This is a genomic window from Duganella sp. AC237 (assembly GCF_979254035.1).
The window spans coordinates 1,034,476-1,056,116 of the sequence record NZ_CEEDEW010000003.1; the positions used below are offsets into that span (position 1 = coordinate 1,034,476).

Consider the following 21,641-nt stretch of genomic DNA (forward strand, 5'->3'; position numbering starts at 1 on the left):
CCCTGATACATGGCCCGTGGGGCCGCCCCAAAACTCCAATTAAAATATGTCATCCCTGGGATACGTCAAACCGCAAACCATGCATTTCGCAGAGCCGCTGCCGCTGCAAAGCGGCGCCGCGCTGCAAGACTACATGCTGATGTACGAAACCTACGGCACCCTCAACGCCGACAAATCGAACGCGGTGCTGGTGTGCCACGCGCTTAACGCCTCGCACCACGTCGCCGGCGAATACGAGGGCGTGCCGAAAAGCCTGGGCTGGTGGGACAACATGGTCGGTCCCGGCAAATCGCTCGACACCGACAAGTTCTTCGTCATCGGCATCAACAACCTCGGCTCGTGCTTCGGCTCGACGGGCCCGATGCACAACAATCCCGCCACCGGCAAGCCTTACGGCGCCGCCTTCCCGGTCGTCACGGTGGAGGACTGGGTGGCCGCGCAGGCGCGCCTGGCCGACGCGCTGGGCATCAGCCAGTTCGCCGCCGTCATGGGCGGCTCTCTGGGCGGCATGCAGGCGCTGGCCTGGTCCATCATGTACCCGGAGCGGCTGCGCCACTGCGTGGTGATCGCCTCGACGGCCAAGCTGTCGGCGCAGAACATCGCCTTCAACGACGTCGCCCGCCAGGCCATCCTGTCCGATCCGGATTACCATGGCGGCGACTTCTATGAGCACGGCGTGGTGCCGAAGAACGGCCTGCGCGTGGCGCGCATGGTCGGCCACATCACCTACCTGTCCGACGACGACATGGCCGAGAAATTCGGCCGCAGGCTGCGCGCGGCGGTCGACGACATCGCCGGCGTCCCGGGCGACAATCCGGCCAACTACAAATTCGGCTTCGGCGTCGACTTCGAGATCGAATCGTACCTGCGCTACCAGGGCGACAAATTCAGCGAATACTTCGACGCCAACACCTATCTGCTGATCACCAAGGCGCTCGACTACTTCGACCCGGCGCGCCACCACGGCGGCGATCTGGCCAAGACGCTGGCCGGCACCCGCGCCAAGTTTTTCGTGGCCTCGTTCACCACCGACTGGCGCTTCTCGCCCGAGCGCAGCCAGGAGATCGTGCAGGCACTGGTGAGCAACCGCCGCCGCGTGACCTACGCCGAAATCGACGCCCCTCACGGCCACGACGCCTTCCTGCTGGAGGACCCGCGCTACCTGAAACTGGTGCGCGCGTACTACGACCAGGTGTGGAACGATATCAAGGAGCCAGTATGAACTTCACCCAATTAAGTACGGCCCGTCCGGACTTGGCCTTCATCGCCCACTGGGTGCCGAACAACGCGCACGTGCTGGACGTCGGCTGCGGCGACGGCGTGATGATGGACTACCTGCAAAGCGACAAACAGTGCAGCGGCTACGGCATCGAGATCGCCGACGACAAGGTCCTCGACAGCACCAGGCGCGGCGTGCAGGTGATCCAGCAGGATATGGAGAACGGACTGTCGCTGTTCGGCGATAACACCTTCGACACGGTGCTGTGCCTGTCGTCGCTGCAGATGATGAAGCATGTCGAGGCGCTGCTGCGCGATATCGTCCGCGTCGGCAAGGAGGCGATCGTCTCGTTCCCCAACTTCGCCTACTGGCCGCACCGGGTGTCGCTGCTCAAGGGCCGCATGCCGGTGTCCGAGTCGCTGCCGTACGAGTGGTACGACACGCCCAACCTGCGCTGCGCGACCATCAACGACTTCCGCGACCTGGCCGTCGAATGTGGGCTGGAAGTGATCGAATACGTGGCACTGGCGGAGGGACAACGCGTGTCGTTCCTGCCCAACCTGCGCGGCGACCTGGCGGTGTTCCGCCTGCGTAAAAAAGTCACCTCGAAGGCGGCGCACTGATGGCCGCCCAGGAGCAGAAGCGGCACTGGCTGTCGTATCTGAACGGCCGCACGGTCTCCATCCTGTTCCTGGGTTTCAGCTCCGGGCTGCCGCTGTACACGCTGATCTACCTGATGCAGGCGTGGCTGGCCAAGGCAGGGCTGGACGTCAAGGCGCTGGGGCTGTTCGGCCTGGCGATGTTCCCCTACACCTTCAAGTTCCTATGGGCGCCGCTGATGGACCGCTACAGCATCGGCCCGCTAGGCCGGCGGCGCGGCTGGATGGCGCTCACGCAGCTGTTGCTGTTCCTGCTCATCGGCGGGCTCGGCATGCTCGATCCAAAGCTCGAGCTGTCGGTGATCGTGGTGGCGGTGTTCCTGATCGCATTCATGTCGGCCAGCCAGGACGTCGTGATCGACGCCTACCGGCGCGAGATCTTGGCCGAGGAGGAGCAGGGCCTGGGTGCGGCCATCATCGTGAACGCCTACAAGGCCGCCAGCCTGATCCCCAGCGCGCTGGGGCTGGTGATGGCCGACAGCCAGCCGTGGCAGATCGTGTTCTGGACCGTGGCCGCCTTCATGCTGCCGGGCTTCATCTGCACGCTGCTGGCACGCGAGCCGGTATTGTATGGCGAGCCACCGAAAAACCTGCAGGAAGCGGTGGTGCTGCCGTTCCGCGAGTTCGTGCTGCGCGACGGCTGGCGCCAAGCCTTGTTCGTCATCGCCTTTGTGCTGCTATATAAGATTGGCGACACGATGAGCACCGCGCTGTCGACCAAATTCTTCCTCGACCTCGGCTTCACCACCAAGCAGATCGGGCTGGCGGCCAACGCCACCGGCTGGTGGGCCAGCCTCGCCGGCGGCGCCGTCGGCGGCATCTGGATGATCAAACTGGGCATCAACCGCGCGCTGTGGGTGTTCGGCGTGCTGCAGGCGATCGCGATTCTGGGCTTCGCCTGGCTGGCCAACGTCGGGCCGGACCCGGTGCTATTGAGCGCCGTGTTCGGGTTCGAGGCCTTCGCCAGCCTGGGGCTGGGATCGGCGGCATTGGTGGCATTTATGTCAAGGGCCACCGATCCCCGCTATACTGCCACCCAGTACGCGTTGTTTTCCAGTCTGGCTGCGGTCCCGCGCACATTCATTAATTCCTCCGTGGGTTATATTGTTGCCGAAACGGGTTGGTTCTGGTTCTTTATCGTGTGCTTCATCCTCGCCTTCCCGGCGATGATGATGCTGCCGAAAATCGCTCCTTGGAATAGTGCAAATGAAAAAGCTTAAATTGAAGGGCGCCGCGCTGGCGCTGGTCTGCGTGATGGGCGCCTTGCCGGTTTACGCGCAAAACGACGGTATTCCGGTCGAGAAGCTGTCGCGCATGCGCGGCCTGGGCGGCGATTCCGCGCAGTTCGACCAACAGTCCAAGCTTCAGTACGATCAGATGTTGAAGCAGGCGCATGACAAAGATGCCGTCGCCAGCGATAACAATCCGCAGCTGATTCGTTTGCGCGCCATCGCCAAGCGCCTGATTCCCTTCACCACGCGCTGGAATCCCGACGCGGCGCAATGGAAGTGGGAAGTCAACCTGCTCAAGTCCGACACCGTCAACGCCTTCTGCATGCCGGGCGGACGCATCGCCTTTTACAACGGCATCCTCACCAAACTGAATCTGACGGACGACGAAGTGGCGGCCGTGATGGGCCACGAGATCGCCCACGCGCTGCGCGAACACGCGCGCGAGCAGGCCGGCAAGAACACCGTCACGCAGGTAGGCTCGCGCATTCTCGGCGCCCTTGGCTCGGCCTACTTCGGTGTCGATCCGCGTCTCGGCGACGCGGCGGCCGGCATGGTCTCGCAGGGCGCGGCGTTGAAGTTCTCGCGCGGCGATGAAAGCGAGGCCGATCTGGTCGGCATCGACCTGGCGGCGCGCGCCGGCTTCGACCCGCGCGCCGGCGTGGCGTTGTGGCAGAAGATGGGCGCGATCAACAAGAGCCAGCCGATCAGCTTCCTGTCGACCCACCCGACCGGCAAGGACCGCATCGCCAACATGAACAAGAACATGCCGCTGGTGCTGCCGGTGTACGCCCGCGCCAAAGGGCTGGACCCGAACAACCTGCCCAAGTACCACTCGCTGGCGCTGCCGAAGTCCTGATGTCGTCGACGCCGTTGCCGATGCGCGACGGGGTCGCGCCCAGCTATCTGTGGCTGCCGGAAGGGCAGTGGCCGGACCTGATCACCTTTCTGGCGGCGCGCTTTCCCGACGTCGAGGTATCGACCTGGTACGAACGGATGGCGCGCAATGAGGTCGTCGACGGCGACGGCAGGCCGCTGGCGCCGCACAGCGCCTTCAAGCGCGGCATGCGCATCTTTTACTACCGGGAGCTGGAGGCGGAGACGCCGATACCGTTCACCGAAGAGATCCTCTTCATGGACGAGCATCTGGTGGTGGTCGACAAGCCGCATTTCCTGCCGATGACGCCGGGCGGGCGCTTCCTGCACGAGACCTTGCTGGTGCGGTTGAAGAGAACGCTGGGCGAGCAGGCCCTGACGCCGATCCACCGGCTCGACCGCGAGACGGCCGGCGTGGTGATCTTCTCCCGCAAGCAGGACAGCCGTGGCGCATATCAATCGATGTTCCAGAAGCGGGTGATCGAGAAGGAATACGAGGCGCTGGCGCCAACGTTGCAGGGCGTGGAGTATCCTTTCACGTACCGCAGCCGGATGGTCGACGGCGATAAATTCTTCATCATGAAGGAGGAGGCGGGCGAGCCCAATTCCGAGACCATCATCGAGGTCATCGAGCACCGCGCCGATTGCACCTTGTACCGGCTGTTTCCGCACACGGGCCGCAAACACCAGTTGCGATTGCACCTGTCGTCGCTCGGCATCCCGATCATCAACGACGCGTTTTATCCGGTGGCGCTGCCGTGCAAGGCGGACGACGTGTCGCAGCCTTTGAAGCTGCTGGCGCGCCGCATCTCGTTCCTCGATCCGCTGACAAACGACTGGCGCGAGTTCAGCAGCCGCCGAAGTTTGTAGCGTTAGCAGCGACGATAGTATCCTTTTACATAGGTGCCGTTCTTGCGATAGTAGCCCTTTACATAGCATTGACCACTGGTTGGTGGCGGTGGGGCGACATAGGGTGATGCGATTTCGTTCGCAATATCGTTGGCTTCGCACGGGCGCCCGTCATGATCACGATCAAGATACGTGTGGCCTTGAGAGTAGAGCAGCAGCGCGGTTTGCTTTGATATGCTTGAGCATCGATAAATGCCGCTATCCGGGACAACAACCGCTGTTATCCCCATGGCGATGACGTTGATGGAGTCTGGGATCAGACTGCTCGCCTTACCATCATTGACCGATAGTTTGACTTCGTAAATGCCTGCAACGTCGGCGATAAACTGCGGCTTTACCTCGGTCGCTGAGTTGAGTTGGGCTCCACTCCCTGCAGGTTTTGCGCTGATCGACCAAGCATAGGTGAGACGGTCTCCGTTCAGGTCCGTGCTGAACGTTGCGTCAAGACTGACCGTCGATCCAGCTACGACGGTCTGGTCCGATCCCGCGTTCGCCGTGGGTGCGATATTTGCTGTTGAAGGGGCTGCGAGCGCGGTGATGAAGACGGTCGACGGCAAACTGTCCGCTTTTTTGTCATTGACGACCAGCGTGACGCCGTAAGTCCCTGCAATATCCAATGTCAGAAATGGCTTGGCCGTGTTCGACGACGAGACGACACTCACACTTCCAGCGGGCTTCGAAACCACCGTCCACAGGTAGCCTAGCGCGTCGCCATCTTGATCTGCGCTAGCGGTGCCGTTCAGCGTGACCGTGGCGCCCACCGATGCGGTTTGATTAGCCCCGGCATTCGCTACTGGTGCAATGTTCGCGCTCTGCTCAGGCGCCGATGCGGTGATGGTTACCGTTGCCGCCCTGCTATCGCTCTTGCCATCGTTTACGACGAGAGTGGCTAAGTAGGTTCCTGCAACATCTGCGATAAAAGTGGGGCGGACGCCAAGGACTGGCCCGAGCATGGCGTTACTTGCGGATGGACGGGTTGTTAATGCCCATTTATATGTGATGGGATCCGCGTTTGCATCGAAACTGGCGCCAGCATCGACGATCACGATCGCTCCCACGCGTACCGCTTGGTCAGCACCGGCATTTGTGCTCACGGTGATTGGCGCGAGCTTAGATGTAAAGCTTCAAAAACTGATGGCTTGGAACTTGGTGGCGGGGGAATGTTGCCACGGCACGCGGTATGCGCCACCGCTGACGAGCGATGAATAATTGACGACTTGCGGCCACCATCGGACCAGGCGCTCCGACTGCGTCCAGAAATTGTATTTAGACCATTGGGTGTCTAGAACGAATACGGTGTGACCCGCACGCCGGATCGCTTCGCGCTCGGCACCATGCTGTTTCTTAAACCGGTCGATGGAGACGATGTACCATGGGCCGTCGGTTGACAGTTCGCCTATCCATTCAATGTCAGGCGCGTTGCGCGCAAAGCGGTCTGCGAGGTGGATGACTGTTTCGACTCCAGGAGTAACTGTCGACAATTCCCTGATGCCGTGGGCAAGGTAAGGGGATAAATTATTGTCGAAGAAGAATTTCAAGCGGTAAGTCTCTCTTCAAACTCCACCGCATCGATCACCATCTTCGGTGTGATGTCGAAGACACGCGCCACCATTTGCTGATCTTTGCCCTCGGCGATATATGATGAGTAGATCGTGTCGGTCGGAATGCCGGCATGGGCGACGATTGGTGTCCCGAATTGCAATGCCGGGTCCAGTAAAACAGTTTTTCGCTTACCCAAAGGGAACCAGCGTACGGCTCCTTCGGCGCCGTATTCGATACCGGCATACAAGGAAGGCGTGATGATGTCTGAAAAAACAAACTGTTTTTGAAGAACATCTACCATACGCTCCTCTCCAGTTGCCGTTTCCACCGCCTGCAGAAAAATGCGCTTGCCATCAGTTCGGAACTGACGGTTCGTCAGTGGGTACCCCTGACCAAAAGACTCCGTGGCCGCTTCGATGGTGGCGCGGATCACTTTCAGATCGACGCCATGCCTGACAAACGCCGAGACCATGCGCAGTTCGAGCAAATCCCGAAAACCGATCACTTCGCCGGGAAGGCCTTCATCTTTGAGTTGCGTGGCCCAGAGCGGCTCGGAGCGTACGGACTCACCCCGATATTTTCGGGAGTACCCTTGCAGCCAGCGACGCAGCGCGCGCGGCTCCGCACCAACCAGCTTTGCTGCTTGATGTAAGGGGTAAATGCCGGTCCCGATAAGATCCATGTCTGGTTAAAAATAAGAGGGGGAACTCCTTCAAGTTAGCAGATTGAGCGACCTTGATCAATCATTAACGCAAAGGGGGCCTCCCACGCGGGCCTCAGTCGTGCGCGTACTCGATGATCAACGGCGCGTGGTCCGAGAACTTCTCTTCCTTGTAGACCGCCACCGTGGTGGCCTTGGCGGCGATGCCCGGGGTCGCCACATGGTAGTCGATGCGCCAGCCGACGTTCTTCGCGTACGCCTGCCCGCGGTTGCTCCACCACGTGTACTGCTCCTCGCGCGGGTCGAGGCCGCGGTGCACATCGACAAAGCCCACCTCGTCGAACACGCGCGTCATCCATTCGCGTTCCTCCGGCAGGAAGCCGGAATTTTTCTTGTTGCCCTTCCAATTCTTCAAATCAATCTCTTTGTGGGCGATGTTCCAGTCGCCGCAGATAACCACTTCGCGCCCTTCGGCGTGCAGTTGCTGCAGATGCGGCAGGAACAGCGCCATGAAGCGGAACTTGGCCTCCTGGCGCTCCGGGCCCGACGATCCCGACGGGCAATACACAGAAATCACGCTCAGATTGCCGAAATCGCAACGGACATAGCGGCCCTCGGCGTCGAATTCCGGCGCGCCGAAACCGATGACCACGCGATCCGGTTCGATCTTGCTGTAGACGCCGGTGCCGGAGTAGCCTTTTTTCTCGGCATAATGGAAATGGCCGTGGTAGCCGCCTGGATTCAGGAACTCGGGCGTCATGTCCGGCGCCTGCGCCTTAAGTTCTTGTACGCAGATGAAGTCGGCGTCCTGCGTGGCCATCCACTTGAAAAAGCCTTTGGAGGATGCCGAACGAATGCCGTTCAGGTTGGCGGAGATGATTTTTGGCATGGAGGGGTGCTTAAGAAAAAGTGCTTAAAAAAGAGTGCTTAAAAATGAGACGAAATTTCAGAATGCATTAGTGTAGCGGTAAAATACGGCCACTTTAAAGAAATGAGGCAGCATGAACAATTTACGTCAGCAATTTATCGAGTTTTCGGTCGACACCGGTGTGCTGCGCTTCGGCGAGTTCACCACCAAGGCCGGGCGCCAGTCGCCATACTTCTTCAATGCCGGCCTGTTCCACGACGGCGCGACCCTGGCCCAGCTGGCCCAGTTCTACGCCCAGACCCTGCTCGATTCGGGGGTCGAGTTCGACATGCTGTTCGGCCCGGCCTACAAGGGCATCACCCTGGCGTCGGCCACCGCCGTCGCACTGGCCGGCAAGGGCCGCAACACCTCGTTCGCCTTCAACCGCAAGGAAGCCAAGGCCCACGGCGAGGGCGGTTCGCTGGTCGGCGCCAAGCTGCAAGGCAAGGTCGTCATCATCGACGACGTGATCTCGGCCGGCACCTCGGTGCGCGAATCGGTGGACATGATACGCGCCGCCGGCGCCGAGCCATGCGCCGTGCTCATCGCGCTGGACCGGATGGAGCGCTCGGGCGGCCCGGACGGCGTGCTGTCGCCGAACTCGGCCGTGCAGGAAGTGGCCAACCTCTACAATATCCCGGTCATTTCGATCGGCAACCTGGACGATTTGTTCGCGTACCTGAACGGCAAGGGCGCCGATCCGCAGTTGCTTCAGCACAAAGACGCCGTGGCGGCGTATCGCGAACGCTACGGCATTGCCTGATCTATCGCCCAGTCTGGCGCGGATGCCTTGTCGAACCGGCCATCTTGCTAGACTTTGATATTTCTATGGTGTAACCTTTTGAGACGGCATCCAGACCGTGGACAAACAAGGCAGATCCATGAACATCGCAACAATGAAGGTGCACGGCGACGACGCCGGACTGGCGGACGTCCGCGACGGCTTGCCAACCGAACCGGATAGCGACTGGCAAAAGGGCGACGTCAAGCCCGACGGCCGGGTGCGCATCGATTCCGGCTTCTATGTCGGCATCGGCACGGACCAAAATCCGGACGAGCTGCTCAAGCAGATCCGCTCGTATCTTGCCGAATGCCAGGCGCGCGGCATTCACTTCGAACGCTCGGACGTGGCCGCCGAGCTGCGCATCTCCTTCACCACCGAGCGTGGCGCGGCGACGCCCAGCCTGGACTTCACCCTGGCCGATTTGACCTTGCTGGTCGAAATGGGCATCACGCTCAGCATCATCGCTTGATGCGCTTCGCCGAAACGCGGCTTGCCGGCTTGTGTTGCGGGCGGGCCGAGCGGCGCATTCATATCTGGGAGCCGGCGGCGCCGACGCCGCCGCGTGCCGTGCTGCTTGCCATCCACGGCGGCATGGCGCATGGCGGCGACTACGTCACCCCGGCGCTGTACTTCCGCCAACACGGCATCGCCACCGTCGCCTGCGACCTGTGCGGGCATCAGGATGCGCGCCGGGTCGACATCCCCGGCTTCGACGTGTTCCTCGACGACAGCGTGCTGTTCCTGCAATGGGTCAGGCGCGAATATCCCGGCGTGCCGGTGTTCGTGATGGGCCACTCGATGGGCGCGCTGATCGCCACCCACCTGGGGCTGGGCCGCTTCGCCGGCGAGGCCGGCATCGACGGGTTCATTTTATCGTCGCCGTACTATGTCAACGCGATCAAGGTGTCGCCGGTGCTGCTGGCGCTGGCCGGCGTGCTGGGCGCGCTGGCGCCGCGCATGAAGGTGCCGCTGGCGCCGTTGACCGATGTGCTCACGCACGACAACGCCATCACCGCGCGCCATCACGCCGACGAGCGCGACGGCGTGCGCGCCACCGAGATCACGGTCCGCTTCGGCAACGCGCTGACGGCCGCGCAGCGGGGACTGGCGGCGCGGCTGCCGTCGTGGCGGCACCGTCTGTTTGCCGTGGTGGCGGGGGACGACAAGCTGGCCGACGCCGACGCGTCCGAGGCCATGCTCAAATCGGTGCCGGCGTCGCTGCTGACGTATCAGCGCCATCCGCAAAACTATCACGAGAATTTCAACGAGCTCAATCGCGAGCAAATCTTCGCCGACATCCTCGATTGGATGCGGCTGCCGCTCGCCTAGGTTCCCGCCCCGTAACCAATCGTCACAGGGCGGGAGGCCTGCCTATTCCAGCGACCCGACGTATTGCACTTTCAAGGTCGAGTCGACCGGCTTGCCGCGCACCGCGTGCCATTACGCCGGCAGTCTGATCGTGAAACGCGCACCGCCCAGCGGCGAGTCATCGACCGCGATATCGCCGTGGTGCAGTCGCACCGCCTTGAGCGCGATCGACAGCCCGAGTCCATAGCCGCCGACGGCGTCGTCCTGCTCGCGCGCCAGCCGCACGAAGGGATCGAACACCTTGCCGCGCGCGTCCAGCGGAATCCCCGGACCATCGTCTTCGACCACGATGACGACGGGCCCCGCGCCATCGCGCTCGCGCGCGGCGCGCAGCGTGACGCGCGAGGCGGCGTACTTCACGGCGTTGCCCAGCAGGTTGTTGAGCGCGCGCGCCAGCAGCCGTTCGTCGCCATCGAGATCTCCCAGGTCGGGCGCAAGGCTGGCGTCATAGCGCAGCGCCGACGAGGGCGCGCAGCGGCGCAGCATCGGCGCCAGCGCGAAGCGTCGCGTCGACATGGCGCCGGCGTGATCGAGTTGGGTCAGATCGAGCAGTTCGTTGACCAGCGTTTTAAGCTCGTCGACATCGCTCTCCATCGCCAGCACGCGTTGCTCCAGCGCGGGATCGGCGGCGCCATGCCGATGGCGCAGCAGCTCGAGTGCGAATTCGAGCCGCGCGATCGGCGTGCGCAGTTCGTGCGATACCGAATGCAGCAAGTGCTTGCGCGTCTCGAGCAGCAGCGCGATGCGCCCGGCCATGTCGTTGATGCGGCCGGCCAGCGGGGCGACGCTCGAGGTGGCGCGTGGCGCGGCGCGCGCGCTCAGGTCGCCACGGCCGAAATCGTCGGCGACCCGCGACAGCGCCTGCAAATCGCGCCAGTGGCGCCGCGACCACCAGCCGATCGGCACCAGCAGGCACAGGGCGATCACGCCGAAGCGGATCACCTCCATCGCCAGCGCCTGGCCGATGTCGATGGGCAGGCGCTGCGCGTGGATCACGTCGTCCCCGCTGCCGATGTAGCGCGCGCCGGTCAGGTCGACGCGGCGGTAGAAGGATGCGGTGCCGGGGTCGATGACGATGGCGCCTTGATTGAGCCGCGCCTGTTTCGATGCCGGCAGCGCGGCCAGTGTGGCCGGCAGCGGCACCAGCTCGAAGGTGGCCTCCGACACCTCGCGCACCTTGTTGAGGCGCGCCAGCCATTGGTCGGCCGGAGCCTGGTCGATATATTGTTCGAGCAGGAAGATCTGGCCGGTGGCCTGGCGCCGTGCGATTTCGTCGACCGGATCGCCGAACAGGGCGCTGAAGGCGGCGTAGACGACCACGGTGCCCACGCTGATGGCCAGCAGCACCAGCGCCGCGAAGCGTGGGAAAATCCGGTTCATTCCCAGGCCGATGGGCTGAACAGATAGCCCTCGCCCCAGACGGTTTTGATGCGTTCGGCGGCGCCGTCGTCGAATTTGCGGCGCAGCCGCGAAATGCAATTGTCGATGCTGCGGTCAAGGCCGTCGAACTCGATGCCGCGCATTTTGATCAGGATGTCGTTGCGCGACAGGACCTTGCCTGCCGCCTCGGCCAGGATCAGGAACAGCTTGAACTCGGCGCCGTTCATCGCCACCTCGTCGTCGCGCCAGAACACCGCGCGGTTGGCGCGCGAGATGCGCAGCGCGCCGACCACGACGTCGCTGTCGACCGGCGCGCTGCCGCGCCGCTGCAGCGCGCGCAGCCGCGCCAGCAGCACGCGCGGCTGGATCGGCTTGTTGACGTAGTCGTCGGCGCCTTGTTCGAGTCCGGACACTTCGTCGAACATGTCCTCGCGCGCGGTCAGGATCAGTATCGGCACGGGGCTTAGCTGGCGCAGCTGGCGGCAGACGACCATGCCGTCGATGCCGGGCAGCGTCAGGTCCAGGATCACCAGGTCGGGCCGGGTGGCGCTGAAGCGATCGAGCGCGCGGTCGCCGCGGGTGACCACATCGACCTCGTAGTCGAACTCGCCGAGATATTCCTTGACCAGCGCTGCCAGGCGCGCATCGTCTTCCACCAGCATTACTCGCTGCATCGGGCCTCCCTTTTGGATCAGCATTGTAGCGGCACGCGGCGCCGGCGTGGCAAATCAGACAATCGCATACAGATTCGTACACTTTCTATACAAATGCGCCCTACAAATTGACGACAATTGGCAGACAGTCCGAGGGGGATTTCAGCGGCGGCCGGTTTTAACATTCGAGGCTCTTACCTCAACCCGGAAACCATCATGAAAAAAATCCTTGCCAGTGCCGCCGTCACCCTCGTCCTCGCCCCCGCCCTCGCGCTTTCCGCGCAGGCCGAGGACCTGTATTTGGGCGCCAACATCGGCTCGCGCATCGACGGCTACGTCAACGAGCGCAATGGGGGCGTGACGACCCGGCACGACGCCGCTACGCATCAGCGGCGCGTCGGCGTGTTCGCCGGCTACGTGTTGACGCCCGTTTGGGCGCTGGAGACCGGCTATCAGGGCTTCGGCGGCTCGACCGGTTACGAGCTGGCCGGCGGGCGGATGGAGGTCAGCACCCAAATGGCCTATCTGGCCTTGCGGAGCACCTGGCGGCTTGGCGACGACTGGTCGCTGTACGGCAAGTCCGGCGTGGCGCAGGGGCGGCTCAAGGTCGATCTGACCGGCGGCGGCACCAGCGAGGCCCGCACTGCGCACAAGAATGGGGCGTACCTGGGCGTCGGCGCCGCTTGGAGGGTGGCCGGCGACGTGTCGCTGCAACTGGAGTTCGAACACACGAGCAAGATCAAATACGAAGGGTTGACGGCGAAGATGAACAAGTTATCGCTCGGCGCGCGCTTCGGCTTTTAAGGAAAACATGAACCAGCTGTCCCCGATATTCGCGTTACTTTCCCTGGCCGCGCTGCCGGCGCTGGCCGACGATGGCGCCGTTGGCATGATGCCGGACGGGAGCACCGATATGTACGTGGGGCTGGCGATCGCCTCCCGCCTGTCGTCGGTCGACGACCACGAGCCGTCGACCGCGCTGCGGCCGCTGCTCCAGGTCCAGTGGAGCAACGGTATCTTCGTTTCCGCCAGCGGCGTGGTTGGCATGCATCTGTCGCACACGCCGGGGGTGGAGTACGGCCCGCTGCTATTGGATAGCAACGGCCGCGAACCGGGCGACAACCGCCGGCTGGCCAATACGCATTCCATCAAGGGTTCGTGGGACGCCGGCGGATTCTATAACTACTATCTGGGCTGGCGGGTGCGCCTGCTGACCAGCGCAGCCTACGATACCAGCGCCGGCGGTTTTGCTGGCAGCGTGGGGCTGCAAAAGACGCTGGCATCGGTGGCGCCGCACCACACCGTTACGTTGTCCGCCGGCGCCACGCTGGGCAGCGGGGCCGTCATGCGGGAGCGCTACGAGGTGTTCAGCGCCTACCGCCCGTCCGGCGGCGTGATGGCGGTGAACGCGGGCGCCAACTGGAACTGGGAGTTGAGCAGCCGTTGGTTGATCAACACCGCCGTGTCGGCCCAGCGTCTGGGCAATGAACCGGCCGCCAGTCCGATCGTCGGGCGACGCAATGTCGTGACGTGGTCCAGCGGGCTGGCATACCGGTTCTAGAACGTCATGGTCAAATTCTTCCTGCTCTGGCTTGTCGTCGCGCCCACGCTTTGTTGGGCGCAGCAGACGTCGGACTGGATCAGCTACCGGGACGTCTACCGGCAGATGATCTGGTTTGAAAAGTACGGCAAGCCGAAGCAGTTTTTGCAGAATCACTTTCGCCTTCGCCAGCGCGAGGCGGGCGCACAGGGGGAGGGACTGCGCCTGACGCTGGTCGGCAAGACGACGCGCGTCGATTTGCCGCTGGACGCATTGGGGCGGGCGGTTTTTCCGTTTTCCAAGGCAGCCTATGACGAGAACGCGGAGCTGGTATTGAACCGTCCGGCGCGGCAGTTTTTTTTCGGTCCTTGGGTGTCGCTGGTGACGCGCGCCGATGGCGTGTACGCGGTCGCCGACCTGGCGACCGCGTGCGAACAGATGGCGGCCTATTTGCGCTACGTCGGCGCGGCCGGCGGCAAGAACTGCGCCGGCGTGCAGTTCTCCTACGCGGCGGGCGAGGCGCCGCAACTGAGGGTGGTCAAAGGTGAGGGCACGGCCCCGGTGCTGTTGGCCGGTAGGGACGGTTCGGCTTTTGCCGGCGACGCGCTGGCCGGCTTCCGCAACTTCGTTTATCGTTTTACCGCCCATCCCGGCGGCGTCCAGGTGCTCACCAGCAGCACGCCGCTGGCGATCAGCGCCGTGCTGGAGTAGGGCGCCGCGCGGCCCGAACAAAAAGCCGCGCAGCGCGCGGCTTTGTCATTGTCAGCCCGCCACGAGCTTGCGGTTCGCCGCGCCCGGCAGCATGCGCAAGGTCTTGCCGACCGACGCGCTGTAGGTCTTCGACTGGATGGTGTCGACATAGCGGTACTCGGCGCGCGTTTCGGTCGGCGTCACCGTCAGCACCACGAAGCCGCGCAACGACGTTTCCGCATATTGCAGTGGTCCGATCAGCTGTTCCATGCCGCCCGCCACGGTGGCCGGCGCGGCGCCCGGGAAGTAGCTCTCGAAGCCGGGCGAGGTCACCGACGGCACGCCGAATTCGACGCCGACCGCCTGGCCGTTGACATCGGCCAGGTCGCTGGCCCAGGCGTTGTGGGTGTCGCCGGCCAGCACCACCAGGTTCTTGTTGAGCGTGCGCGACATGTTGAGCACCGTCTCGCGCGCGGCCGCATAGCCGTCCCAGGCGTCGAGGTTGTACGGCACCGTCGGCGCGGCCAGCTGCTGCTTTTCGGTCTCGGTCAGGGCCACGCCGGCGCGCACCTTGGCGGCGATGCCGAGGTAGGTCGGGTAGCCGACCGTGCCCAGCACCATCGGCGCCGGCAGCATCATGCGCGCCATCAGCACCTGCTGGCCGAGGATCTGCCAGGTGGCGGTCGACTTGCTCATCTGGCCTTGCAGCCAGGTGGTCTGCTCGGCGCCCATCAGTTGGCGCGCCGGGTTGGACACGTCGGCGGCGAAGGCGGCGCCGTTGAAGCTCTTGTCGGCGCCGACGTAGCTGGCGAACGCCAATTGCTTGTCGCGGCCGATCACGCGCGTGTCGAGCATGTGCAGCGACAGCAGGTTGCCGAAGTCGAAGGAGCGGTAGATGCGGTCCGGCCGCGCGGCGTCGGGCACGCGGATCGGCATCCATTCGTGGTACGCCTGGATCGCCATCTTGCGCCGCGCCGACCACAGGCCCTCGGTGAGCGGGTCGTGGTTTTCCGCGCCGTCGCGCCAGGTGTCGTTCGACAGCTCGTGGTCGTCCCAGACGGCGATGAACGGGATGCGCGCGTGTACCGCCTGCAGGTCCGGATCGGTGCGGTATTGCTGGTAGCGGCGACGGTAGTCCGTCAGGGTGATGATCTCGGTGGCCGGCTGCGATACCCGGTTCAGGGTGGCGGCGTTCTGCGAGGCGTAGCCGCCGGCCGCGTATTCGTAGATGTAGTCGCCCAGGTGCAGGCCGACGTCGATGTCGTCGAACTTGGCGGCGTCGCCGTAGACGTTGAAGTAGCCGGCCGGGTAGTTCGAGCAGCTGAAGACGGCGAAGCGGGCGCGCGACACGGAGCCGGTCGGCAAGGTCTTGGTGCGCCCGACCGGCGAGTCCACGCCCTGGCAGCGGAAGCGGTAGTAGTAGGCACGGTTGGCCGACAGGCCGGTGGCGTCGACCTTGACGGTGTAGTCGCCGGCGGCGCCGGCGCGGGCCGTGCCGGAGGCGACGGTTTTGGTGAAGGCGCTGTCCTCGGCCACCATCCAGCCGACGTCCATGTCGTCCGCGCCCGGCGTCGCGGTGACGCGGGTCCACAGGATCACGCGGTCGCTCAGCGGGTCGCCGCTGGCCACGCCGTGCGCAAAGCTGATCGGCTGGTAGTACGGGTCGCCGCCACCGCAGGCGCTGAGCGAAATGGCTGCGGTGCCGACCGAGAAGTTGCGGATGAACTTGCGACGCGAATTCGTTTGTGTCATGACTGGGCTATTGCCGAAAGTGAAAGAACGCGTAGCTTAGGCAGTCCGTGTTACGGGCTGATGACATGGGGGCATCGCGTCGCGGACGGTGCGCCCAGGGCGGGTCGCGCAGCCATTGCCGCGCGGCGAGAAACAGTGTCTTGCGCGGCGCGGCCATTCCGGTTGCGGCCGGCATTGCGCAAAATGCCGTCATCCCAACCCACCTGGAATGCAATGGATCGTCGACACTTTATCGCTACTGGCATCGCCGTGGCCTCCCCGGCGGCCGGCGCCGCGTCCCGCCCGCCGCCGCCGCCACCCACCATCACCAAGGCCGACGGCCTCAACCCGCCGGGCGTCAGGACAGCCGGTGTGCGCATGGTCCCCGTCATGGGCGGCAAGTACAAGGTCTGGACGAAAAAGATCGGTAGCGGTCCGGTCAAGGTGTTGCTGCTGCACGGCGGGCCCGGCTTTTCGCACGAGTACCTCGAGGCGATGGAGTCGTTCCTGCCGCAGGCGGGCATCGAGATGTATTATTACGATCAGCTCGGCTGCGGCAACTCGGACCGTCCCGACGACCCCGCGCTGTGGACCCTGCCGCGCTACCTGGACGAGGTGGAGGAAGTGCGCGCCGGCCTCGGCCTGGAATCGTTTGTGTTGTTCGGCCACTCGTGGGGCGGGCTGCTGGCGATCGACTACGCGCTGCGCCATCAAGCCCGTTTGCGCGGCCTTGTCATCTCGAACATGACGGCCGGGATGCAGGCGCTGAAGCGCCATCTCGCCGTGCTCAAACGGCAGCTGCCGCCGGCGGCGCTGGCGCGGCTTGAGGCGCTGGAGGCGGCCGAGGCCTACGACTCGCCCGACTACGAGCAAATCCTGATGGAGGAACTCTACCCCAAATTCATCTGCCGCCTGGCGCCGTGGCCGGACGCAGTCAACCGCACGTTCGCGCACGCCAACCTGAAGATCTATCACCAGATGCAGGGGCGCAGCGAATTCGTCATGACCGGAAACCTGAAGGACTGGGAGCGTTGGGATCGGCTCGGCGAGATCAAGGTCAAAGCGCTGGTCATCGGCGCCACCTACGACGAGATGGACCCGCGTGACATGCCGAATATGGCGTCGGCGATGGGCGACGCCAAGGCGGTCATCTGCGCCAACGGCAGCCATTTGTGCATGTGGGACGACCAGGCGTTCTATTTCGAGCGGCTGCTCGCGTTCCTCGGCGGGCTCTAGCCGGCGGGTTAGCGGCGATGCCGTGCGAGGAAGCGCCAGATGACGTCGTTGGCGTCGATGTCGCGGCTGGTTTTTCCGATCGGCAGGCCGACGTTGAACGGGTCGGCGCCGGGCCACGTGTGGCCGCCCTCGCGGATGGTCGCCAGCGCCACGCTTTGCCGGCCGTTGCCCTGTTCGACCCACGTGACGTCGGTGCCGTCGCCGGGATCGGCGTCGATGACTTGGCCGCTGGCGCTGCCGGCGCCGGCGCCGTTCCATTTCGCCCAATAGTTGAAGGACTCCTCGGCCGACAAATACCCGGTCGGCTTGCCGCCAAAGGCCACCACCTGGTCGGCGGTGCCGTGCAGCAGCAGCACGCCGACTTTGCCGGGCTTGGTGTCGTGCTTCAGCACCGGTTCGGGCATCGGCCCGCCGACCGAGGCGACGGCCGCGAACAGCTGCGGCAATTCGGCGGCGACGCGCAGCGCGAAGAAGCCGCCGCGCGACAGGCCGGTCGCGTAGACGCGTTCGCCGTCGACCCGATAGTCCTGTTTCAGCTTGTTGAGCAGCGCTTCGGTAAAGCCGATGTCGTCGGTGCCGTCGCGATAGGACATGCCGAAACCGACGTTCCAGTCCTGCTTGATCCCCGCCGGGTAGACGACGATGAACTGGTGGCGGTCGGCGGCGCGGTTCATTTGCGTGTACAGCATTTGTTCGGCCATGGTCATGCCGCCGCCGTGGGAGTTGAACACCACCGGAAAGGCCTTGCGCTGCGCGGTGTCATAGGATGGCGGCGTGTAGACCAGGTAGCGGCGCTTTTCCTCTTTGTAGGGAAGCGATTTCACTTGCGCGACAGCGGCCTGCGAAGCGCAGGCCAGGACCAGCAGACCGATAAGGATTTTCATGGTGCGTATCCGGAAGAAGTTGAGGAGTACGCAGCATAGAAAACCGGCGGTGAAATCCCGGTGAAATCCGGCCGGTTTCGGCGCAGATGCGGCGGCATGAGAGGCACGATGTCGACCCGATACGCCGCCGCTTCCGCGTGGAAGGCGATTTCCCAGTCCATGGCCTTGGCGATGCGCCGCAAAAGATGCTGGCCGTGCAGCAAGCCCTGCATCGTGCCGGCCTGGTCCGGATCAATCGTGTTTGCGAGGCTGAGGACGCCGTCGGCGAACGACAACCGCAGTCGCGAGCCGGCGCCGCCATGAAACAGCGCGTTGCCCAGGCAGTTGTTCAGCAGCAGCATGGACAGATGGCGGTTTCCCGTGACCTCCAGCCGGTCCGGGAATTGCAGCGCCAGGCGGTCGTCGTTCCAGTCGGCCGTCTCCATCTCCAGCAGGCGCAGCAGGCTGTCCTCGATACAGCCGCGCAGGCCGACCATCTCGTTCGGGATGTGTTCCGCGCGCGCTAGCGCGAACAGGACGTCGACGGTGTCTTTGAGCTCGCCGACGCCGGCCCGCAGCTGCGATAGCTCATGCGCCTGCAGCGGGCGTGACGCAGCCTGGCCAAGGACGTTTTTCATGACGGTCAGCGGGGTGCGTAACTCATGGCCGACGTCGCGCGTGAAGGCCTGCTCGCGGTGCAGCGCCGCGTGCAACGCTTCGATCATGGTGCCGAGCTTATCCGCCAGGTAGCCGATTTCATCGGGGCGTTGCCGGGCGCTGAAGTCGGTCGAGCCCTCCGGCGCCAGGCTTTTTACTTCGTCCGCCAATACCTGCAGCGGCAGCACCAGGCGCCGTGACAGCATGTAGGCGAGCAGCAGCGCCAAGGCGATCAGCCCCAGCGCGACCGCGACCAGCACGCCGCCGACATCCTGGAACAGTTTGGACACCACCAGCAGCGGGCCGGCGTCGGCCAGCAGATAGAGCCGCCGCCGGCCGTTCGCCGCGTGCAGGTCGAGCGTGCGCAGGTGATAGTGCTGGCCGGTGTCGGTAAATATCTCGCCGTGCTCGCGGCCGGCGGTCACCTGCGCGCGCACGACGGGCGGCAGCGCGCCTGCGTCCCGGTAGACGTGAATCAGGTCGTTGCCGGTCGATTGTATGTCGCCGCCCGAGCGGAATTGCGCGGTCACGGCGGTCGCTTCCCGCTCCAGCAGGCGGTCGACCAGCATGTCCTCGGTCACGTAAGAGATGATCAGCGCCAAGCCGGTATAGCCAACGCACAGCAGCACCGTGAAGCCGGCCAGCGCCGCGAACAGGCCGTGGCGGATCGACCCAAACATGGTCCGCCGCATCGACATTGAGCCGATAGCCGAGCTGCGGGATGGTGACGACCATGTCCGGCGCGCCGGCCAGTTCCAGCTGCTTGCGCAGTGCGTAGATGTGCGATTTGAGGGCGTTGCTGTCCGGTGGGTTCGCACCCCACAGCGCGTGCGTCAGCGCCGACCGGGACACCGCATGCGGGTGCGCGGCGCGCAGCGCCGATAGAATCTTGAAACCGGCGTGTGTCAGCGGAAGCTGGGCGTCGTTGTGGAGTGCGCGCTTTTCCCTGGGAAGCAGCGTCAGCGGGCCGACGCGCACTTCCTGGCCGACATGCAGTTGCGCGCGCCGCGCCAGCGCCTCGCAACGCAGGGCCAGTTCGCGCAGGTCGAACGGTTTGGTCAGGTAATCGTCGGCGCCGCCATTGAAGCCGCGCGCCTTGGCTTCGAACGCGTCGCGGGCGGTGAGCATCAGTACCGGGACGTTGCGCGGCGCGCGCGCCTTGATCGCGCGGCAGACGTCGAGGCCATCGATGTCCGGCAGGTTGAGGTCGAGCAGGACGACGTCGTACGTTTCGCGCGTCGCCAGTTCGATGGCGAGCGCGCCGGTGGCGGCATGGTCGGTTTGCCACTTGAGGCCGTCGAGGAAGTCCACGATCTGGCGCGCGATCGTCGGGTGGTCTTCCACCACCAGGATGGTCAGGGAGTTGTGGTTCATTGTCGTGTGTCGTTTTTCATTACTGCGAGAATACCGGAGGTCATCAGGCAGTAACTCTGACAATGGTGCATGGCGTGAGTGTGGATAGTTTGGACATGAGGTTCGCCATCAGTGGCAGGAGCGCCGTGAGCGCATTCGAGTGTGCGTCAAGGACGACGACGGCCAATGGCAGTTTTTTTAAGTTTTGTTGGTATGGAAGATTCTTATCGACTGTAATGAGCGCGTCGAATTCTGCGGCGGCATGAGATAGCAGCGCGCCGTTCTTCATTCCGACCCAGCCCTTTTCTTTGACGGTCTTGACTGAGTGGCCAGTCAAGTGATGTCGCAGAGCAGCGGGTACAGATTCGTCAAGTAGAAGTCGCATCCGTCAGCAAGCGATTCTTTGCCGCCTGAAGCACGGAGAGCGCAGCCTCGCGCGACACACTGGGGAAATCTGATAAGAAATCGTCCAGGGAGGCTTCGCCTTCCAGATAGTCGAAGAGATTCTTGACCAATACACGCGTCCCCTGGAAGCAGGGGGCGCCGCTCATAATTTCCGGATCAATTTGAATGTGGTGGATTTTCATGATCGCCTCCGTCTAGTAAAGCGTATCACATGCGGGTGGCACCGGCACTTCGACGGGGTCAAGTGCGGGATCGTCCGACCTAATCATTCGACGTTATCCGCCCCTCGACCCGCTTTCTTCCGGAACTGGGCCGCCTTGTAGCGGTTGCCGCACAGGGCCATGCTGCACCAGCGCCGCTTGTGCGCCTTGGTGCGGTCGTAAAACCACAGGATGCATTCGGGGTGCTCGCATTGCTTGACGAGGTGGAAATCGCCTTCGACCAGCAGTTGTGCCGCCGCCTCGGCCACCGCGCCTAGCATCGACGCGACCGGATCGGCGCGCGCCAGGCGGGTGAGGGTCAACCCGCCTTCGCTGTCGCGCGCCAAGTGGAGCGCGCTGATGTGGGCGTGCAAGTAGGCGTCCAGTTCGGCGATGTCGCCGAGCCTGTCGTCCTTGCGTTCGCCGATCAGCCGCCTCACCAACGCGCGCAGCGTTTTTCCTCGCGTCAGCAGCGCGGCCAAGTCCACCGGGCTTTCCGTGCCGCCCGCTGCGATGCCGTGACGCGCCAGCCACGTCAGAACGTCCTCGCCACTGTGCCAATAGTCGACCGTGACGCCGTCCACGCTGGCCTCTGTGTTCAGCAGATCCATCGCCAGATGGTCGCCCACCATCGGCGCTTCCGTTTGCCCGCTAGCGGGATGCTTTTCTACTTTCATGATTTGGTAACCGCTAAAATTTTATTTGACAGGTTACTTAAAATTCCTGATACTTCGTCTTAAGTAACCAACTTGAGTCAATTATAGCGGTTATTCAAGCCG

The 21,641-nt window shown here is 63.8% G+C and carries 24 protein-coding genes and 1 pseudogene; 12 read left to right on the forward strand and 13 right to left on the reverse strand.

Annotated features, from left to right (window positions below; genetic code table 11):
* The first annotated feature begins 46 nt into the window (after positions 1-46).
* From metX to AC0IYS_RS04985, 5 genes are read left to right on the forward strand one after another with little or no spacing between them, the layout of a single operon-like run.
* The gene (metX, locus tag AC0IYS_RS04965) at positions 47-1,222 is read left to right on the forward strand and encodes a homoserine O-succinyltransferase MetX (protein WP_471704131.1); all 1,176 of its coding nucleotides are present in this window, start codon (positions 47-49) and stop codon (positions 1,220-1,222) included.
* On the forward strand, positions 1,219-1,842 hold the full coding sequence (metW, locus tag AC0IYS_RS04970) for a methionine biosynthesis protein MetW (protein WP_471704132.1): 624 nt from the start codon (positions 1,219-1,221) through the stop codon (positions 1,840-1,842). Before metX ends, metW begins: the two co-directional genes overlap by 4 nt.
* Positions 1,842-3,098, forward strand: coding sequence for an AmpG family muropeptide MFS transporter (locus AC0IYS_RS04975; protein WP_471704133.1), 1,257 nt, complete (start codon positions 1,842-1,844; stop codon positions 3,096-3,098). Before metW ends, AC0IYS_RS04975 begins: the two co-directional genes overlap by 1 nt.
* Complete coding sequence (locus tag AC0IYS_RS04980) at positions 3,085-3,966, forward strand: M48 family metallopeptidase (RefSeq protein ID WP_471704134.1); 882 nt, start codon at positions 3,085-3,087, stop codon at positions 3,964-3,966. Before AC0IYS_RS04975 ends, AC0IYS_RS04980 begins: the two co-directional genes overlap by 14 nt.
* Positions 3,966-4,853, forward strand: coding sequence for a pseudouridine synthase (locus tag AC0IYS_RS04985; RefSeq protein WP_471704135.1), 888 nt, complete (start codon positions 3,966-3,968; stop codon positions 4,851-4,853). Before AC0IYS_RS04980 ends, AC0IYS_RS04985 begins: the two co-directional genes overlap by 1 nt.
* Before the next feature lie 2 nt (positions 4,854-4,855).
* Here the strand turns inward: AC0IYS_RS04985 and AC0IYS_RS04990 are convergent, their stop codons facing one another.
* The 4 genes from AC0IYS_RS04990 to AC0IYS_RS05005 all read right to left on the reverse strand — a co-directional run bounded on the left by AC0IYS_RS04990 (position 4,856) and on the right by AC0IYS_RS05005 (position 7,984).
* Positions 4,856-5,938, reverse strand: coding sequence for a PKD domain-containing protein (locus AC0IYS_RS04990; RefSeq protein ID WP_471704136.1), 1,083 nt, complete (start codon positions 5,936-5,938; stop codon positions 4,856-4,858).
* 78 nt (positions 5,939-6,016) lie between these two features.
* Positions 6,017-6,430 carry a PIN-like domain-containing protein gene (locus AC0IYS_RS04995; protein WP_471704137.1) on the reverse strand — a complete coding sequence of 138 codons (414 nt, stop codon included), beginning with the start codon at positions 6,428-6,430 and terminating at the stop codon, positions 6,017-6,019.
* Complete coding sequence (locus tag AC0IYS_RS05000) at positions 6,427-7,116, reverse strand: DUF433 domain-containing protein (protein ID WP_471704138.1); 690 nt, start codon at positions 7,114-7,116, stop codon at positions 6,427-6,429. The genes AC0IYS_RS04995 and AC0IYS_RS05000 overlap by 4 nt, the downstream gene beginning before the upstream one ends.
* Positions 7,117-7,210: 94 nt before the next feature.
* On the reverse strand, positions 7,211-7,984 hold the full coding sequence (locus tag AC0IYS_RS05005; protein WP_471704139.1) for an exodeoxyribonuclease III: 774 nt from the start codon (positions 7,982-7,984) through the stop codon (positions 7,211-7,213).
* 112 nt (positions 7,985-8,096) lie between these two features.
* Between AC0IYS_RS05005 and pyrE the strand changes: the two genes are divergently transcribed.
* The 3 genes from pyrE (at position 8,097) to AC0IYS_RS05020 (ending at position 10,115) form a co-directional block, all read left to right on the forward strand.
* Positions 8,097-8,765, forward strand: a complete 669-nt coding sequence (gene pyrE / locus AC0IYS_RS05010) for an orotate phosphoribosyltransferase (RefSeq protein WP_471704140.1) — start codon at positions 8,097-8,099, stop codon at positions 8,763-8,765.
* 118 nt (positions 8,766-8,883) lie between these two features.
* Entirely contained in the window at positions 8,884-9,255 is a 372-nt protein-coding gene (locus tag AC0IYS_RS05015) for a hypothetical protein (protein WP_471704141.1), read from the forward strand.
* Positions 9,255-10,115: an alpha/beta fold hydrolase gene (locus AC0IYS_RS05020; RefSeq protein WP_471704142.1), complete on the forward strand. Its 861-nt coding sequence runs from the start codon at positions 9,255-9,257 to the stop codon at positions 10,113-10,115. Before AC0IYS_RS05015 ends, AC0IYS_RS05020 begins: the two co-directional genes overlap by 1 nt.
* Positions 10,116-10,226: 111 nt before the next feature.
* Here the strand turns inward: AC0IYS_RS05020 and AC0IYS_RS05025 are convergent, their stop codons facing one another.
* Both AC0IYS_RS05025 and AC0IYS_RS05030 read right to left on the reverse strand, forming a co-directional pair.
* Positions 10,227-11,534, reverse strand: coding sequence for an ATP-binding protein (locus AC0IYS_RS05025; RefSeq protein WP_471704143.1), 1,308 nt, complete (start codon positions 11,532-11,534; stop codon positions 10,227-10,229).
* The gene (locus AC0IYS_RS05030) at positions 11,531-12,208 is read right to left on the reverse strand and encodes a response regulator (RefSeq protein WP_471704144.1); all 678 of its coding nucleotides are present in this window, start codon (positions 12,206-12,208) and stop codon (positions 11,531-11,533) included. Before AC0IYS_RS05030 ends, AC0IYS_RS05025 begins: the two co-directional genes overlap by 4 nt.
* A gap of 195 nt (positions 12,209-12,403) precedes the next feature.
* On the opposite strand from AC0IYS_RS05030, the gene AC0IYS_RS05035 reads away from it, so the two are divergent.
* The 3 genes from AC0IYS_RS05035 to AC0IYS_RS05045 are packed head-to-tail and all read left to right on the forward strand — an operon-like array spanning position 12,404 to position 14,438.
* The gene (locus AC0IYS_RS05035) at positions 12,404-12,991 is read left to right on the forward strand and encodes a porin family protein (RefSeq protein ID WP_471704145.1); all 588 of its coding nucleotides are present in this window, start codon (positions 12,404-12,406) and stop codon (positions 12,989-12,991) included.
* 7 nt (positions 12,992-12,998) lie between these two features.
* A complete protein-coding gene (locus tag AC0IYS_RS05040; RefSeq protein WP_471704146.1) occupies positions 12,999-13,748 on the forward strand; it encodes a MipA/OmpV family protein in 750 nt (249 codons plus the stop codon).
* A gap of 6 nt (positions 13,749-13,754) precedes the next feature.
* On the forward strand, positions 13,755-14,438 hold the full coding sequence (locus AC0IYS_RS05045; protein WP_471704147.1) for a hypothetical protein: 684 nt from the start codon (positions 13,755-13,757) through the stop codon (positions 14,436-14,438).
* Positions 14,439-14,489: 51 nt separating this feature from the next.
* On the opposite strand, the gene AC0IYS_RS05050 is transcribed toward AC0IYS_RS05045, so the two are convergent.
* Positions 14,490-16,169, reverse strand: a complete 1,680-nt coding sequence (locus tag AC0IYS_RS05050) for an alkaline phosphatase D family protein (protein WP_471704148.1) — start codon at positions 16,167-16,169, stop codon at positions 14,490-14,492.
* 213 nt (positions 16,170-16,382) lie between these two features.
* Between AC0IYS_RS05050 and AC0IYS_RS05055 the strand changes: the two genes are divergently transcribed.
* The gene (locus AC0IYS_RS05055; protein WP_471704149.1) at positions 16,383-17,384 is read left to right on the forward strand and encodes a proline iminopeptidase-family hydrolase; all 1,002 of its coding nucleotides are present in this window, start codon (positions 16,383-16,385) and stop codon (positions 17,382-17,384) included.
* Between the two features lie 8 nt (positions 17,385-17,392).
* Here the strand turns inward: AC0IYS_RS05055 and AC0IYS_RS05060 are convergent, their stop codons facing one another.
* The 6 genes and pseudogenes from AC0IYS_RS05060 to AC0IYS_RS05085 form a co-directional block, all read right to left on the reverse strand.
* A complete protein-coding gene (locus tag AC0IYS_RS05060; RefSeq protein ID WP_471704150.1) occupies positions 17,393-18,268 on the reverse strand; it encodes an extracellular catalytic domain type 1 short-chain-length polyhydroxyalkanoate depolymerase in 876 nt (291 codons plus the stop codon).
* The gene (locus AC0IYS_RS05065; RefSeq protein WP_471708799.1) at positions 18,265-19,584 is read right to left on the reverse strand and encodes a HAMP domain-containing protein; all 1,320 of its coding nucleotides are present in this window, start codon (positions 19,582-19,584) and stop codon (positions 18,265-18,267) included. Before AC0IYS_RS05065 ends, AC0IYS_RS05060 begins: the two co-directional genes overlap by 4 nt.
* A gap of 79 nt (positions 19,585-19,663) precedes the next feature.
* Positions 19,664-20,278, reverse strand: a pseudogene (locus AC0IYS_RS05070) (response regulator transcription factor); the annotation flags it as partial.
* A 43-nt stretch (positions 20,279-20,321) separates the two neighbouring features.
* Positions 20,322-20,642 (reverse strand): DUF5615 family PIN-like protein, encoded by a 321-nt coding sequence (locus AC0IYS_RS05075; RefSeq protein WP_471704151.1) that lies wholly within the window; start codon positions 20,640-20,642, stop codon positions 20,322-20,324.
* Entirely contained in the window at positions 20,626-20,844 is a 219-nt protein-coding gene (locus AC0IYS_RS05080; protein WP_471704152.1) for a DUF433 domain-containing protein, read from the reverse strand. Before AC0IYS_RS05080 ends, AC0IYS_RS05075 begins: the two co-directional genes overlap by 17 nt.
* Positions 20,845-20,927: 83 nt before the next feature.
* Positions 20,928-21,539 (reverse strand): CGNR zinc finger domain-containing protein, encoded by a 612-nt coding sequence (locus tag AC0IYS_RS05085; protein ID WP_471704153.1) that lies wholly within the window; start codon positions 21,537-21,539, stop codon positions 20,928-20,930.
* Positions 21,540-21,641: the final 102 nt, after the last annotated feature.

What these genes read in the sequence shown, in the direction of transcription:
- metX (WP_471704131.1), top strand. Translation starts at nt 47, where the DNA reads ATGTCATCCCTGGGATACGTCAAACCGCAAACCATGCATTTCGCAGAG.
- metW (WP_471704132.1), top strand. Translation starts at nt 1,219, where the DNA reads ATGAACTTCACCCAATTAAGTACGGCCCGTCCGGACTTGGCCTTCATC.
- AC0IYS_RS04975 (WP_471704133.1), top strand. Translation starts at nt 1,842, where the DNA reads ATGGCCGCCCAGGAGCAGAAGCGGCACTGGCTGTCGTATCTGAACGGC.
- AC0IYS_RS04980 (WP_471704134.1), top strand. Translation starts at nt 3,085, where the DNA reads ATGAAAAAGCTTAAATTGAAGGGCGCCGCGCTGGCGCTGGTCTGCGTG.
- AC0IYS_RS04985 (WP_471704135.1), top strand. Translation starts at nt 3,966, where the DNA reads ATGTCGTCGACGCCGTTGCCGATGCGCGACGGGGTCGCGCCCAGCTAT.
- AC0IYS_RS05000 (WP_471704138.1), bottom strand. Translation starts at nt 7,116, where the DNA reads ATGGATCTTATCGGGACCGGCATTTACCCCTTACATCAAGCAGCAAAG.
- AC0IYS_RS05005 (WP_471704139.1), bottom strand. Translation starts at nt 7,984, where the DNA reads ATGCCAAAAATCATCTCCGCCAACCTGAACGGCATTCGTTCGGCATCC.
- pyrE (WP_471704140.1), top strand. Translation starts at nt 8,097, where the DNA reads ATGAACAATTTACGTCAGCAATTTATCGAGTTTTCGGTCGACACCGGT.
- AC0IYS_RS05015 (WP_471704141.1), top strand. Translation starts at nt 8,884, where the DNA reads ATGAACATCGCAACAATGAAGGTGCACGGCGACGACGCCGGACTGGCG.
- AC0IYS_RS05020 (WP_471704142.1), top strand. Translation starts at nt 9,255, where the DNA reads ATGCGCTTCGCCGAAACGCGGCTTGCCGGCTTGTGTTGCGGGCGGGCC.
- AC0IYS_RS05025 (WP_471704143.1), bottom strand. Translation starts at nt 11,534, where the DNA reads ATGAACCGGATTTTCCCACGCTTCGCGGCGCTGGTGCTGCTGGCCATC.
- AC0IYS_RS05030 (WP_471704144.1), bottom strand. Translation starts at nt 12,208, where the DNA reads ATGCAGCGAGTAATGCTGGTGGAAGACGATGCGCGCCTGGCAGCGCTG.
- AC0IYS_RS05035 (WP_471704145.1), top strand. Translation starts at nt 12,404, where the DNA reads ATGAAAAAAATCCTTGCCAGTGCCGCCGTCACCCTCGTCCTCGCCCCC.
- AC0IYS_RS05040 (WP_471704146.1), top strand. Translation starts at nt 12,999, where the DNA reads ATGAACCAGCTGTCCCCGATATTCGCGTTACTTTCCCTGGCCGCGCTG.
- AC0IYS_RS05045 (WP_471704147.1), top strand. Translation starts at nt 13,755, where the DNA reads ATGGTCAAATTCTTCCTGCTCTGGCTTGTCGTCGCGCCCACGCTTTGT.
- AC0IYS_RS05050 (WP_471704148.1), bottom strand. Translation starts at nt 16,169, where the DNA reads ATGACACAAACGAATTCGCGTCGCAAGTTCATCCGCAACTTCTCGGTC.
- AC0IYS_RS05055 (WP_471704149.1), top strand. Translation starts at nt 16,383, where the DNA reads ATGGATCGTCGACACTTTATCGCTACTGGCATCGCCGTGGCCTCCCCG.
- AC0IYS_RS05060 (WP_471704150.1), bottom strand. Translation starts at nt 18,268, where the DNA reads ATGAAAATCCTTATCGGTCTGCTGGTCCTGGCCTGCGCTTCGCAGGCC.
- AC0IYS_RS05065 (WP_471708799.1), bottom strand. Translation starts at nt 19,584, where the DNA reads ATGTTTGGGTCGATCCGCCACGGCCTGTTCGCGGCGCTGGCCGGCTTC.
- AC0IYS_RS05075 (WP_471704151.1), bottom strand. Translation starts at nt 20,642, where the DNA reads ATGCGACTTCTACTTGACGAATCTGTACCCGCTGCTCTGCGACATCAC.
- AC0IYS_RS05080 (WP_471704152.1), bottom strand. Translation starts at nt 20,844, where the DNA reads ATGAAAATCCACCACATTCAAATTGATCCGGAAATTATGAGCGGCGCC.
- AC0IYS_RS05085 (WP_471704153.1), bottom strand. Translation starts at nt 21,539, where the DNA reads ATGAAAGTAGAAAAGCATCCCGCTAGCGGGCAAACGGAAGCGCCGATG.